Raw genomic sequence first — 13,534 nt, 5'->3', positions numbered from 1 at the left:
CCCGGAACCGCGGTGGGTTCCGGGCGCTCGGCGCGGGAGGGGCGGTTACTCGCCCTTCCAGTTCGGCTTGCGCTTCTCGGCGAACGCCGCCGGGCCCTCCTGGGCGTCCTTGGAGGTGAAGACCGGCAGGGTGATCTCCTGCTGCTTCTTCCACGCCTCCTCGGTCGTCCAGTCGGCGGACTCGACGATGACCTTCTTGGTCGCCGCGAGCGCCAGCGGCGCGTTCTCGGCGACCTTGAGGGCCAGCTCCTTGGCCGCGGCGAGCGCGCCGCCGGACTCGGCGAGCCGGTTGACGAACCCGAGCTCGGCCATCCGCTCCGCCGGGTACTTGTCGCCGGTGAGGGCGATCTCCATGGCGATGTGGTACGGGATGCGCTGCGGCAGCCGCAGCAGCCCGCCGCCGGCCGCGACCAGGCCGCGCTTCGGCTCGGGCAGCCCGAACTGGGCGTCCCGCGCCGCGACGATCATGTCGCAGGACAGCGCGACCTCGCAGCCGCCGGCCAGGGCGTAGCCCTCGATCGCGGCGATCATCGGCTTGGCCGGCGGGCGCTCGGTGAGGCCCGCGAACCCGCGTCCCTCGACGACGGGGTTGTCGCCGGTCAGGAAGCCCTTCAGGTCCATCCCGGCGCAGAACGTCCCGCCCGCGCCGGTGAGGATGCCGATGGACAGGTCCTTGCGGGACTCCAGCTCCTCGACGGCCGCCGCGATGCCCCGCGCCACCTCGCCGTTGACCGCGTTGCGGGCCTCCGGGCGGTTGATGGTGATGACGAGGACGGCGCCGTCTTCCTCTGTCAGAACAGCGTCGGTCATTCAGTGCCTCACTTGGGCTGGAAGCGGATGCCGCCGTCGAAGCGGATCGTCTCGCCGTTCATGTAGTCGTTCTCGATCAGGGACTTGACGAGGTGCGCGAACTCCGACGCCTTGCCCATCCGCTTCGGGAACGGGACGGGCGCGGCGAGCTTGGCCTTGAACGCCTCCGCCTGCTCGCCCGAGCCGTAGATCGGGGTGTCGATGATGCCCGGGCAGATGGTGTTGACCCGGACGCCGATCGCGGCGAGGTCGCGGGCCGCCGGCAGCGTCATGCCGATGATGCCGCCCTTGGACGCGGAGTAGGCGATCTGCCCGGTCTGGCCCTCCAGGCCGGCGATGGACGCGGTGTTGATCACCACGCCGCGCAGGCCGTCGGCGTCGGCCGGCTCGGTCTTGGAGATGGCGGCGGCGCCGATCCGCATCAGGTTGAAGGTGCCGATCAGGTTGACCCGGATGACGGTCTCGTAGGAGGCCAGGTCGTGCGGGGAGCCGTCGCGGTTCACGGTCCGCGACGCCCAGCCGATCCCGGCGCTGTTGACGATGACGCGCAGCGGGGCGCCGGTGTCGACGGCGGCCTGGACGGCGGCCTGCACCTGCTCCTCGCTGGAGACGTCGGTCTTGACGAAGACGCCGCCGACCTCGTCGGCGAGAGCCTTGCCCCTGTCCTCGTTCAGGTCGGCGACGACCACCTTGGCGCCTTCGGCGGCCAGCGCGCGGACGGTGGCCTCACCGAGGCCGCTCGCGCCACCGGATACGACGGCGGAAACTCCGTTCAGGTCCATAAGCGACACCTTACGTGAGGGACCGAATGTGGTTCGGGGTGATGCTATCCAGACGTCGGCGCGCGCTCCGCTCACACCCCGGCGGATCGCCGAGCGCGTTATTACTCACGGGTTACAATAGGGCCCGCGTTTGCTCCGCGCAGCTCCGGGCACCCGCGTCATGTGGACGGCGGGGTCGAGCCCGGGAGGAGCCGAGCATGAGCGAACGTCCGGCACAGAGCCAGTCCTACCCCGGCCGGACCGGGGAGATGGCACCCGAACCGCGTGATGAGATGCGCGACTACCTCGGCAGCGATCTGCTGCACGGGCGTCGCGCGCTGATCACCGGCGGCGACTCGGGGATCGGGCGCGCCACCGCGATCGCGTTCGCCAAGGAGGGCGCCGACGTCGCGATCACCTACCTGGAGGAGGACGACGACGCCCGGCACACCGCGAGCCTGGTCGAGGACGCCGGGCAGCGCTGCGTCATGCTCGGCGGCGACATGGCGGAGGAGCGGCACTGCCGCGAGGTCGTCGAGCACACCGTCCGGCAGCTCGGCGGGCTGGACGTGCTCGTCCTGCACCACGGCACGCAGACGCCGGTGAAGGACGTCCGGGAGATCGACGGCGAGCAGCTCCGCCGCACGTTCGAGGTGAACGTCTTCGCGGTGTTCTGGACGATCCAGGAGGCTCTCGACCATATGGGGCCGGGCTCGTCCATCATCATCACCGGCTCCATCAACGGGCTGCGCGGCAACAAGACGCTCATCGACTACTCCGCCAGCAAGGGCGCGGTCATGTCGCTCACCGCGAGCCTCGCCCAGAACCTGATGGACCGCGAGATCCGCGTGAACTGCGTCGCGCCGGGCCCGGTGTGGACGCCGCTGATCCCGGCCACGTTCGACGCCGAGCGCGTGGAGTCCTTCGGCAAGAACGCGCCGATGGGGCGGGCCGCCGATCCCGATGAGATAGCGCCGTCCTACGTGTTCTTCGCCGCCAACCGCCAGTCGTCCTATTACACGGGGCAGACGCTCGTACCGGCCGGTGGGGAGATTCACCCGGGCTGATGGAGCTGCAACGTAGCGACACTGGAGAACCCGGCTACGGACGGCGAAGAGCCGGCAAGGGCTTCGTGTACCTGGGGCCGGACGGACGCCCCCTACAAGACTCCACGGAGAAGGCACGCATCAGGTCACTCGTCATACCGCCCGCCTGGAAGGACGTCTGGATCTGCCCAGACCCGGACGGCCACATCCAGGCGATGGGCACCGACGCGGCCGGACGGCGCCAGTACCTCTACCACGAGGCATGGCGGGAGCAGCGCGACCAGGAGAAGCACGAGCACGTCCTAGAGCTGGCCGAGCGGCTGCCCAAGGTGCGGCACACGCTCGACGAGCACCTGTCCGGGCGCGGCTACTCCCGCGAGCGGGTGCTCGCCGCCGCCGTCCGGCTCATCGACCTCGGCTTCTTCCGCATCGGCGGGGAGTCGTACGCGGCGGAGAACGGCACGTTCGGCCTCGCGACCGTTCTGCGCGAGCACGTCACCTGCCGCCGCGACGAGGTGACGTTCGAGTATCCGGCCAAGGACTCGAAGGACCTCTACCGCGCGGTCGCCGAGGAGAACGTGTGCAAGGTCGTCAGCGGCCTCAAGCGGCGCCCCGACGACGCCCCCGAGCTGCTCGCCTACCGGACGCGGGACGGCTGGCACGACGTCACCACGTCCGACATCAATGACTTCGTCCGGGAAGTGACCGGCGGCGACTTCACCGCCAAGGACTTCCGCACCTGGCACGCCACCGTCCTCGCCGCGGTCGGGCTCGCGGTGTCGGTCCGCGCGGGCGGCAGCGGCACCGCCCGCAGGCGCGCCATCGTCCGGGTCGTGAAGGAGGTCGCCGCCTACCTCGGCAACACCCCCGCCGTCGCGCGGGCCTCCTACATCGACCCGCGCATCATCGAGCGCTACGAGGCCGGCGAGACGGTCGCGCCCGTGCTCGGCCGGCTGGGCGTCGAGGCGTCGGAAGGCGAACTGGCGACGCAGGGCCCGGTCGAGCAGGCCGTCCTCGACCTGCTGCGCTCGGCCGCCTGAGCGGCTGCCTGAGCGACCGCCTGAGCGGGCACCGGGCGGTGGGGCGGCCGGGAGAGCACTCCCCTCCACGCGATCTCGCGGCCGTCCCACCGGCCCGTCTTGTAGAGGCGAACGTCACCAGGCCGACACCCGTTCCCGGTCGCGATGGGGATCCGCCGGTTCCGGCGCCTCCAGGCAGTACACGGCATAGGCGTGCTGCAGCACCGGCAGCGCCACGTTCCGCACCCGCATCCCGCCGGATGTGAGGCCCTTCTCCGTCCCCTTGTGCGCGTGGCCGTGCACGGCGAGCTCGACGCCCGCCGCGTCGATCGCCTCCCCCAGCAGGTAGCTGCCGAGGAACGGGTAGATCTCCAGCGGCTCCCCTTCGAGGGTGTCCGCGGACGGCGAGTAGTGCGTGAGGGCGACCGTGACGTCGGCGTCCAGCTCCGTGAGCGACAGGTGCAGCCGGTCGGCGAAGTCCTTGGTGTGCCGGATGAACGCCTTCATCTCCGGCTCGCCGAAGTCGCTGGCGCAGCGGCCCTCGAACCCGCCGCCGAACCCCTTGCCGCCCGCGATGCCGAGGGTCGTCCCGTCGCAGTCCAGGACGGTGGCGTCGCCTTCGAGGACGGTCACGCCGGCGTCCCGCAGCACGCCGGTGATCTCGTCCTCGGCGTCGGAGTGGTAGTCGTGGTTGCCGAGCACGGCGACCACCGGGAGCCCGAGGTCGCGCAGCACGCCGGCGGCGATCCCGCCCTCCTCGGCCGTGCCGTGCCGGGTCAGGTCGCCGGCGACCAGGAACACGTCCGCCTGGTCGGCGAGCGCGGCCAGGTGCGCCCGGTACTCCCCGGCCATCTCCGGCCCGACGTGCAGGTCCCCCGCGGCGGCGACACGGATCATGAGATCTGCTCCTCTCCCTCGGGCTCGGGCACCGCGACGACGTGCAGCTCGTTGCAGATCTCGCGGCCCTCGGCGGCCTCCCGCGCGGCCTCCTCGACGGCCCGGCGCCGCTCCTCGCTCACCACCTCGCCGCGCAGGTGCACGACGCCGCCGCGGACGTCCACCCGGATGCCGAGCTCGTACGCCTCCGCGGCGAGCCGCTCCTGGATGTGCGCGGCCAGGTATCCCGACATGTCGGTCATGGCCTGCCCCCTTCCGGTCACAGCACGTCCTTCACAGCACGTCCTTCTCGATCACGTCCAGCCGGGCCAGCAGCGTCAGGAACGCGTACGCGTAGGGGGACTCGGCGGTCTCCGCCGCGACCCGCCGCCAGTCCACCTGCTCCCGCAGCGCCCGGCCCACGTGCAGGAACCCGCTGAAGTCGCAGGCGGTCTCGGTGAACGCCAGCAGCCGCATGACCATCAGGTCGGTGGCCGGCAGGACCGGCATGAACACCGCGCCGACCGTCATCTCCTCGGCCCGGCCCAGCAGCCCGCCGTCCACCGGACGGCCGGACGGCGTGTGGATCAGGTCGATGACGTGCTCGCCGTCGTAGGCCTTCTCCAGCCAGTTCTCCGGGCTCTCCAGATGGGTCATGCCCGCGGCGCCGAGCGCGTCCAGCGCCGCCTGGACGTCCCGCTCACGCAGCACGAAGTCGACGTCGTGCTGCGACACGGCCGCGCCGTGCGCGTACGCCGCGAAGCCGCCCGCGAGCGCGTAGCCGATGCCGGCGTCGCGGAGTGCGGCCGCCGCGCGCTTCAGGGCGGTCAGCAGATCGTCCGCCACGCCGCCCGAGCCGGGCCCCGGTCCCGCGGTGCCGGATCCGCGCGTCGCGGCCTTCGGCTGCGTCTGCACGTCCCCCACGCGCTCCCCTGGTCGATTGCGCTCGCGGTGGCGGTACCCGGGGAGGCGCCGGTCATGCCTCCGCCGTCACCCGGCCGGGCGGTACCCGGCGGGCGGGGTGGGGGTCGTGCCCAGGCAGGTCGCGACGGGGTCCTCGATCGAGCACCAGCCGGGCGTGCGCACCGGCACGTACCCGGCGGGGACGCCCCGGTTCGCGATGATCGAGCGGTAGGTGGGAACGGCATCGGTCGGACGGCGCGCCAGGGTGGGGTCGGTCAGCGCGTCGACCGTGTAGAGGCCGAACCGTGGCCGGTAACTGCCCCACTCGTAGTTGTCGGTGAGGCTCCAGTAGTTGTAGCCCATCATCTTCACGCCGTCGGCCATCGCGCGCTGGATCCAGTAGATGTGGTCGCGGAGATGGTCCGTGCGCGTGTAGCCGTCCTGGCGCGGCTTGCCGTCGTCGGTCGGCATGCCGTTCTCGACGACGTAGACCGGTAGGTGCGGTAGCCGGCGCTGGTAGTTCTTCAGGACGTAGTACAGCCCCTCCGGTTCTGGGTCGATCTTCCAGAACTCGCCGGTGAGCGAGTACACCGCGGTGAAGTTCTGCAGGTTCGCGCCGTAGTAGTAGTCAATGCCGATGAAGTCGAGCTTGTCGGTGACGTCGTTGAACATGGCCGCGTCGAAGATGCCGTTGAGGGCCGTCCCGTAGGCGACGTTGCTCGACACCAGGGCGCCCGGGTCGACCTTGTGGATCATGTCGTACGCGGCCCGGTGCGTCTTGATGAGGGCGTCGCGCATCTTCAGCATCTGCCCGAGGTCCATCGGACGGGTGGTCAGCTCCTTGTAGATGTAGGCGCTGGCCTCGTTGAAGGTGATCCAGATGACGCCCTGGCCCTTGTAGCGCTCGACGACGTAGCGGGCGTTGCGGAGCCAGTCGTCCCGCGTGCGCGGGTTGTCCCAGGCTCCCTGGTCGGCGACCCAGCCGGGATACACCCAGTGGTCGAGGGTGAGCATGGGCCGCATCCCGTTCGCCTTGATGCGGCGGACGAGGTCGTCGTAGTAGGCGAGCGCCTTCGGGTCACGGTGGCCACGGCGCGGTTCTACGCGGGCCCACTCGATGGACGTCCGGAAGACGTTCACGCCGAGCTCCTTGGCGAGTTTCAGGTCGGACGGGTAGCGGTGCAGGAAGTCGACGGAGTCACCGTAGGGGTCGGTGACGCCCGGCGCCTTGCGGTCGGCGTAGCGCGTCCAGTTGCTGTCGGGGAAGTGGCCCTCACCCTGGAAGCCGGACGTGGACACGCCCCAGAGGAAGCCGGGCGGGAACTTCGCGGTCGGGGGGCCGCCGTCGGCGAGGGCCGGCGGCGCCACCACGAGCCCGACGACCAGGACGAGACCTGACACCACACGGCCGAACACAGGACTCCCTCCGAAGGCGGAACCCGCTTCTCCTTCGGACTACAGGCGGCCGGATCCGGTCCGTCAACCCCTCGGCCGGGCCGGATCCGGTGCTCGCGTCCGTCCGCAACCGGCCCGCCCTGCCCCGGCGCCCATGCGGACAAAAGGAGACATGAACCACATTTACCGATACGTGATACATGCCACAGACCATTACGGAGCGTCAGCGGGTTTTCCACAGAACGACATTCCACTTACCGGCCGGGACGAAGTGGGTCACCATGAAATGGATCTTCTTTCCAGGAAAGGTGACCTAGTTCACACTTACCCCATGGTGCCCGGAATCGGCGCAGGCCACGACAGGGGCGGCCACCCCCTTCCGGGCGCCTGCCCGCATCGGAAAGACCGGAGTGATTTGCCATGCCGACCCGAGTCTGCGTACGTTCCTGCCCGGTTCATGCGGCACTGCAGCCGCCGGATAACAGAACACGCACCCGACGCGCGGCCTGGGCCTGCACAGGCCCCCTCCACAGGCCGGGCACGGCCCTCCAGGCCGTCCGCCCGCGAGCGCCCCGCTCGAAAGCCGCCGTCGACAGCCGAATCCGTGCAGCCAAGAGGCACGGAACCGGAAGCGGCCACCGTTTCCCCGCGTCCAGTCGAATGACGCGGCGGAATGGCCGCGGTATCCCGACCCGCCAGGAAAACCCCTGCGGTGACGGCTGCCCGGTAGGCATCACCCGCGAGATCTGGAGTCATTCTGCATACCCCCCGAAACCCCCTGAAGACCGGAATCACCACCGGCGGGCTCGTGCTCACCGCGACCGCGGCGCTCGGCGCGTCCGTCCTCACGGCCGGCCCCGCCGAGGCGGCGGCACCGCCGCAGCAGGCCGTGTTCGTGACCTCGGCCGCGAAGGTCTCCGCCAAGCAGGCCCGCGCCGCCAAGCAGAAGAAGCGCGCGGCCTACGCCGTGAAGTACGCGGCGAAGCAGATCGGCGACCCCTACCGCTACGGCGCCACGGGTCCCGGCTCCTGGGACTGCTCCGGCCTCGCCGGCGGCGCCTGGCGCAAGGCGGGCGTGAAACTGCCCCGCACCACCCAGCAGATCTACCGCGCCGTCAAGAAGAAGGTCTCCTGGAAGGGCGCGGTGAAGGGCGACCTGCTGTTCTTCTACGGCGGCCGCACCCACATGGGCGTCTACGCGGGCCACGGCTACATGATCCACGCGCCCAGCTCCGGCAAGCGCGTCAAGAAGATCAAGCTGACCAAGTACTACAAGCGCCACTTCTCCGGCGCCGTCCGGCCGGGCCTCTAGCCCCGGCCGGCCGCCGGCACCGCCAGGCCCCGCACGAGTCGCAACGTCCCCTGCGCGCCCCGTGCGGGGCCTCCGGCCCCCCGTGCGGGGCCGCCCCCGGCACGCCGTGCGGGGCCTTCGGTGGCACACTCCGCCACCCTGGCTCAGGGGAGGGCGGGGTAGTCGGTATAGCCGCGGCGGTCGCCGCCGTAGAAGGTCGCGCGGTCGGCCTTGTTGTAGGGGCCGCCGGCCTCGATGCGGGCGGGCAGGTCAGGGTTGGCGAGCCACAGCTCGCCGAGCGCGATCGCGTCCGCCACTCCCTCCCGCAGCGCCTCGGCGCCCTCCTCCGGCGTCGCGGGGAACGACTCCGGTGTCGGGTGCGGGTTCAGGATCAGCGTCCCCGGCCACTCGGCCCTGATCCGGCGGGTCATGTCGCGGTTCAGCTCCTCCATGACGTGCAGGTACGCGAGGCCCAGCGGGGCGAGCCCGGCGACGAGCGCGGAGTACAGCTCCGGCGTGTCGCTCTCGCTGACGCCGCTGGACGTGCCCCCCGGCGACACCCGGAGCCCGACGCGCTCCGGCCCGATCGCGTCCGCGGCCGCCCGCACGGCCTCGACCGCGAACCGGACGCGGTTCTCGACCGTCCCGCCGTAGGCGTCGGTCCGGGCGTTGCTCCCGTCGGCGAGGAACTGCTGGATCAGGTAGCCGTTCGCGCCGTGCAGTTCCACCCCGTCGAACCCGGCCGCGACCGCGTTGCGCGCGGCGCCGGCGAACTCCTCGACGGCCCGCGCGATGTCGTCCAGGGTCATCTCCTGCGGGACGGGGTGATCGAGCATCCCGTCCGGCGTGTAGAGGCGGTCGCCGCTCGCGAGCGGCGACGGGCCCAACGGCAGCCCGCCGTCCGGGTACAGGACGGGGTGCCCGACACGCCCGGCGTGCATCAGCTGGGCGAAGATCGTCCCGCCCTCCTCGTGCACGGCGGCGGTCACCGCCCGCCACGCCGCCACCTGCTCGTCCGAGTGCAGGCCCGGCGTCAGGATGTACCCCTGGCCCCGGACGCTCGGCTGCGTCCCCTCGGTGATGATCAGCCCGGCGCCGGCGCGCTGCCGGTAGTACTCGGCGGTCAGCTCGGTGACGGTGCCGTCCGCGCCCGCGCGGCTGCGGGTCATCGGCGCCATCACGAGGCGGTTGCGCAGCTCCAGCTTCCCGGCCGACAGCGGCTCGAACAGTTCCCGCACGATGTCCTCCTCGGTTGTTATCGCTGGTCACGAACGTACGAACCGCCGGATACGGGGTGCATCCGTAGGCTTTCGGTATTCGGGCCCGTAGTTTGGACGCGTGCTCTACGGGCGGAACGACGAACAGGCGCGGCTCTCCTCGCTCCTCGACGAGGCGCGCGACCACCGGCGCAGCGCCGCGCTCGTCCTGCGCGGCGAGGCGGGCATCGGCAAGTCGGCGCTGCTCGCCGAGGCCGCCGCCCGGGTCCCGCGGGTGCTGCGGGCGACCGGGGTCGAGGCGGAGTCCGGCATCGCGTTCGCCGGCCTGAACCAGCTGCTGTGGCCCGTCCGCGACCGGCTGGACGGCCTCCCGGCGGCCCCGGCCGCCGCGCTGCGGTCCGCGCTCGGCGCGGCGCCCGCCGAACCGAGCCGCTTCGCCACCGGTCTCGCCGTGCTCACCCTCCTCGCCGACCTCGCCGAGGACGGCCCCGTCCTGTGCGTCGCCGACGACGCGCACTGGCTCGACACCGCCACGGTCGAGGCGCTGCTGTTCGCGGCACGGCGGCTCGCGGCCGAGGGCGTCGTCATGCTGTTCGCCGCGCGCGACGACGCCTTCACCGGCACCGGCCTGCCCGAGCTGCGGCTCGGCCGGCTCGAACGCGACGACGCCGAGCGGCTGATCGCGGCGCGCGGCCTGGCCCCGGTCGTCCGCGAAAGGGTGCTGCGGGAGGCCGCCGGCAACCCGCTCGCGCTGCACGAGTTCGCCGCCGCCGACGAGCGTCCCCCCGAGACCACGCCGCTGCGGGTCGCCGACCGCGTCCTCGTCTCCTTCCAGGAGCAGATCGCCCGGCTGCCCGAGAACGCCCGGATGATGCTGCTGATCGCGGCGGCGGAGGGCCGCGGCCACATGCCGAGCCTGCTCGCGGCGGCGGCCACGTTCGGGACCGGCCTCGCCGACCTGGAGGCGGCCGAGCGCGCCCGGCTGGTCGCGGTCACCGGGCGCAGCATCGTGTTCCGGCACCCGCTGATCCGGGCGGCCGCGTACCAGGGCGCGACGGCGGCGCGGCGCGTCGCCGCGCACCGGGCGCTCGCCGAGTCCGCCACCGACCTCGACTGCCGGGCGCGGCACCGCGCGTCCGCCGCCCTGGCCCCGGACGAGGACGTCGCCGCCGACCTCCAGGAGGCCGCCGAGCGCGCCCGCGTCCGCGCCGGGCACGCGACGGCGGCGGCGCTCTACCGGCAGGCCGCCGACCTCACCCCCGGCCGGGAGGCCCGCGCGGCGCGGTTCGGCGCCGCCGCCGCGCTCACCCTCCAGGCGGGCCGCCTCGACGAGGCCGGCGACCTCGCCGTCCACGCCGAGAAGCTCGGCGCGGCCGACCTGGCCGCGCTCGCCCGCGTGCACGCCGCCGTCGAGTACGAGCGCGGCGACCCGCGCGCCGCCGCCCGCATGATGGTCGACCGCGCCGCCGGCGACGAGCGCGCGGAGATGCTGCGCACCGGCGCCGTGTACGGGTGGACGTCCGGTGAGCCGCACGCCGTCCGCCGCGCGTCCGAGCTGCTGCCCGGCGACCGGATGCTGCGCGGCCTCGCCTCGCTCGCGGACGGCGACTACGCGGGCGGCCTGCCGCTGCTCACCGAGGAGGTCACCGCGATACGCGACGGCGCCGGCGACCGGCTGCGCGGCGCCCAGCTCGCACTCATCGCCGGCGCCGACGAGTCGGCGCTGGAACTGGCCGCCGCCGAAGCCGCGCACTGCCGCCGGCACGGCCTGGTCGGCGAACTGCCGGGCGTCCTGCAGATCCGCGCGCAGACCCAGATCGCGGCCGGCCGGCACGCGGACGCGGAGGCCACCGTCGCCGAGGCGGTCGCGCTGGCCCGCGACACCGGCCGCCCGCACCGCGAGGGCCGCCTCGGCGCCGTCCTCGCCCGGATCGCGGCGATCGAGGGCGACGAGGCCCGCCTCCACGAGCTGACCGCGGCCGCCCCGCCGGGCCTGGCCGACGCCGCGCTCGCCCTCCTCGACCTCGGCCTGGGCCGCTACGACGACGCGCTGCGGCGCCTCGACGAGATCGCGAACGGCCCGCACCGCCACGCCGACGTCCTGTCCGCCGCCGACCAGGTGGAGGCCGCCGTACGCGCGGGCGAGACCGCCGTCGCACGCACGGCCCTCACCCGCTTCCGCACATGGGCAGAGGCGGGCAAGCAGCCATGGGCCCTCGCCGTGGCTTTGCACTGCGAGGCCCTGGTGACCGACAGCGAGGAACCCTACGTGGAGGCGATCCGCCTACACGAGCAGTCGTCGCGGCTGTTCGAGCGTGCCCGCACAGAACTCCTCTACGGCGAGCACCTGCGCCGCGCCCGCCGCCGCTCCGACGCACGCGTCCCGCTCCGCTCGGCGGCGTCCATCTTCGAACGCCTACACGCCACCCCCTGGCTGGACCGCGCGCGCGCCGAACTACGTGCCACCGGCGAATCCGGCACTGCCACACCCACCGCCCCGGACCTCCTCGACCGCCTCACCCCCCAGGAGCTCCAAGTCGTCCGCCTGGCGGCCGCAGGCACCAGCAGCCGGGAGATAGCCACCCAGCTCTTCCTGAGCCCGCGCACGGTCGAGTACCACCTCTACAAGGCGTATCCGAAGCTCGGCATCTCGTCCCGCAAGGAACTCTCCCACCTGACCCTGGAGCCCGCCTGAACCCCACCGCCTCCCTGCAGAGCCTCCAAGCCCTCGCCCTAGGCGATGCTTTGGGCTCCCAGTTCTTCGTCCCCGCGAACCGACCGGCCTTCGAGACGCAGACACCTCCACCTGCCCCCTGGCAATGGACGGACGACACCGAGATGGCCGCGTCCATCTACCTCGTCCTCACCCGCCATGGGTCCATCGACCAGGACGCTCTAGCGCAAAGCTTCGCCGAACACCACGACTTCGACCGCGGCTATGGCCCGTCCACAGGGCGCCTACTGCGGCTCGTCCGGGAGGGCGGCGACTGGCGCACCCTCGCAAGAGAACCGTTCGGCGGCACGGGCTCATGGGGAAACGGCGCCGCCATGCGCGTCGCGCCCCTGGGCGCCTGGTTCGCCGGCGACCCCGCTGAGGCGGCCCGCCAAGCCGTGCTCTCGGCCGAGGTCACGCACCCGCACCCCGAGGCAGTGGCGGGCGCCATCGCCGTGGCCGTCGCCGCATCGATCGCGCCGTCCGACCCACCACCGGGCAGGTTCATCGACGAGATCCTCCTGCACGTCCCGTCCGGAACCGTACGCAAGGGCATCGAAGAGGCCCGCCGCCTACTGACCATCAGCGACCCATCCACCGTGGCCGCCGTCCTTGGCAACGGCCGGCAGGTCGCCGCACACGACACGGTGCCGTTCACCCTCTGGGCCGCCGCGAAGCACCTGGGCGACTTCAAGGGCGCGTTCTGGACGACGGCCGCCGCCGGTGGGGACATCGACACGACCTGCGCGATCGTCGGCGGCATCCTCGGCAAAGCACCCGCCGACTGGCTCACCCACTGCGAGCCACTACCGCCGTGGGCGCTATGACAACAGGGTCCGCTTGAGGAAGGCTTCCGTAAGCCGCCACGCCCGTTCCGCAGGCTCCGGCTGGTAGAACATCGGCGCCTTGCGGTTGTGGAACGCGTGCCCGCCGTCCTCCTGGACGTGGATCTCGACGTTCTCCCGTCCCTCCGCGGCCCGCTCCACCTTCGCGACGTCCTCCCTGGGGATGTAGGCGTCGTCCCCACCGAAGTGGAACTGCACAGGGGCCCGTATGGCGTCGAGCTGGTCCAGAGCCCCGGGCACACCCGACCCGTAGAACGACACCAGGGAATCGACTTCCGCCTGGGCACCCAGCAGATAGGCGAGCGTCCCACCGAAGCAGAACCCCAACACGCCGACCTTGCCGACACCCGGCAGCCCCTTGAGAACGTCCAGGGCGGCCTTAGCGTCCCCTACGCCCTTCTCCCAGTCGAACTGGGAGACCATCGACATCCCCTTGGGGAGGGCCTCCTCGTTGTGGGCGGTCGTCCAGTTCGGCTCGATGCGCCAGAACATGTCGGGCGCCGCCACCACGAACCCGAGCGCGACCAGGTCCTCGGCGACGGCCTCCATGTACTCGCCCACACCGAAGATCTCTTGGATGAGCAGGATCCCCGGACCGCGCTCTCCCCACACCCGCAGGTCGAACTCACCGTCCGCAACAACGACCTTCTCCGTCATG

Annotated in this window: 13 protein-coding genes; 5 read left to right on the top strand and 8 right to left on the bottom strand. The window is 72.2% G+C overall.

What is annotated here, in order from left to right; genetic code table 11:
• Positions 1–45 precede the first annotated feature (45 nt).
• Both HUT06_RS05610 and HUT06_RS05605 read right to left on the bottom strand, forming a co-directional pair.
• Positions 46–810, bottom strand: a complete 765-nt coding sequence (locus tag HUT06_RS05610) for a crotonase/enoyl-CoA hydratase family protein (protein WP_138641444.1) — start codon at positions 808–810, stop codon at positions 46–48.
• Positions 811–818: 8 nt separating this feature from the next.
• Complete coding sequence (locus HUT06_RS05605; RefSeq protein ID WP_176194724.1) at positions 819–1,592, bottom strand: SDR family NAD(P)-dependent oxidoreductase; 774 nt, start codon at positions 1,590–1,592, stop codon at positions 819–821.
• 197 nt (positions 1,593–1,789) lie between these two features.
• Here HUT06_RS05605 and HUT06_RS05600 point away from each other — a divergent pair, with 197 nt between their 5' ends.
• Both HUT06_RS05600 and HUT06_RS05595 read left to right on the top strand, forming a co-directional pair.
• Positions 1,790–2,638, top strand: coding sequence for an SDR family oxidoreductase (locus HUT06_RS05600; RefSeq protein ID WP_176194723.1), 849 nt, complete (start codon positions 1,790–1,792; stop codon positions 2,636–2,638).
• Entirely contained in the window at positions 2,638–3,657 is a 1,020-nt protein-coding gene (locus HUT06_RS05595) for a DNA topoisomerase IB (protein WP_176194722.1), read from the top strand. The genes HUT06_RS05600 and HUT06_RS05595 overlap by 1 nt, the downstream gene beginning before the upstream one ends.
• A gap of 114 nt (positions 3,658–3,771) precedes the next feature.
• Here the strand turns inward: HUT06_RS05595 and HUT06_RS05590 are convergent, their stop codons facing one another.
• From HUT06_RS05590 to HUT06_RS05575, 4 genes are all read right to left on the bottom strand, one after another.
• Positions 3,772–4,533, bottom strand: coding sequence for a metallophosphoesterase (locus HUT06_RS05590; RefSeq protein ID WP_176194721.1), 762 nt, complete (start codon positions 4,531–4,533; stop codon positions 3,772–3,774).
• On the bottom strand, positions 4,530–4,775 hold the full coding sequence (locus HUT06_RS05585; protein ID WP_176194720.1) for a BON domain-containing protein: 246 nt from the start codon (positions 4,773–4,775) through the stop codon (positions 4,530–4,532). Before HUT06_RS05585 ends, HUT06_RS05590 begins: the two co-directional genes overlap by 4 nt.
• A gap of 31 nt (positions 4,776–4,806) precedes the next feature.
• Positions 4,807–5,436, bottom strand: a complete 630-nt coding sequence (locus HUT06_RS05580) for a nucleotidyltransferase (RefSeq protein WP_176194719.1) — start codon at positions 5,434–5,436, stop codon at positions 4,807–4,809.
• Positions 5,437–5,502: 66 nt separating this feature from the next.
• Positions 5,503–6,831: a glycoside hydrolase family 1 protein gene (locus HUT06_RS05575; RefSeq protein WP_217711219.1), complete on the bottom strand. Its 1,329-nt coding sequence runs from the start codon at positions 6,829–6,831 to the stop codon at positions 5,503–5,505.
• 787 nt (positions 6,832–7,618) lie between these two features.
• On the opposite strand from HUT06_RS05575, the gene HUT06_RS05570 reads away from it, so the two are divergent.
• Positions 7,619–8,122, top strand: a complete 504-nt coding sequence (locus HUT06_RS05570) for a C40 family peptidase (RefSeq protein WP_176194718.1) — start codon at positions 7,619–7,621, stop codon at positions 8,120–8,122.
• Between the two features lie 143 nt (positions 8,123–8,265).
• Here the strand turns inward: HUT06_RS05570 and HUT06_RS05565 are convergent, their stop codons facing one another.
• Entirely contained in the window at positions 8,266–9,339 is a 1,074-nt protein-coding gene (locus HUT06_RS05565; RefSeq protein ID WP_176194717.1) for an alkene reductase, read from the bottom strand.
• A gap of 100 nt (positions 9,340–9,439) precedes the next feature.
• Between HUT06_RS05565 and HUT06_RS05560 the strand changes: the two genes are divergently transcribed.
• Together HUT06_RS05560 and HUT06_RS05555 are read left to right on the top strand one after the other, a co-directional pair.
• Complete coding sequence (locus tag HUT06_RS05560; RefSeq protein ID WP_176194716.1) at positions 9,440–12,013, top strand: LuxR family transcriptional regulator; 2,574 nt, start codon at positions 9,440–9,442, stop codon at positions 12,011–12,013.
• Complete coding sequence (locus tag HUT06_RS05555; protein ID WP_176201170.1) at positions 12,010–12,858, top strand: ADP-ribosylglycohydrolase family protein; 849 nt, start codon at positions 12,010–12,012, stop codon at positions 12,856–12,858. The genes HUT06_RS05560 and HUT06_RS05555 overlap by 4 nt, the downstream gene beginning before the upstream one ends.
• Here HUT06_RS05555 and HUT06_RS05550 read toward each other — a convergent pair.
• Positions 12,853–13,533: a dienelactone hydrolase family protein gene (locus HUT06_RS05550; RefSeq protein ID WP_176194715.1), complete on the bottom strand. Its 681-nt coding sequence runs from the start codon at positions 13,531–13,533 to the stop codon at positions 12,853–12,855. The genes HUT06_RS05555 and HUT06_RS05550 overlap by 6 nt on opposite strands.
• Position 13,534 lies beyond the last annotated feature (1 nt).

The organism is Actinomadura sp. NAK00032 (genome assembly GCF_013364275.1).
Taxonomy (GTDB): Bacteria; Actinomycetota; Actinomycetes; order Streptosporangiales; family Streptosporangiaceae; genus Spirillospora.
Note: the sequence above shows the minus strand (reverse complement) of the source record. Positions and strands in the feature narration are given on the sequence as shown.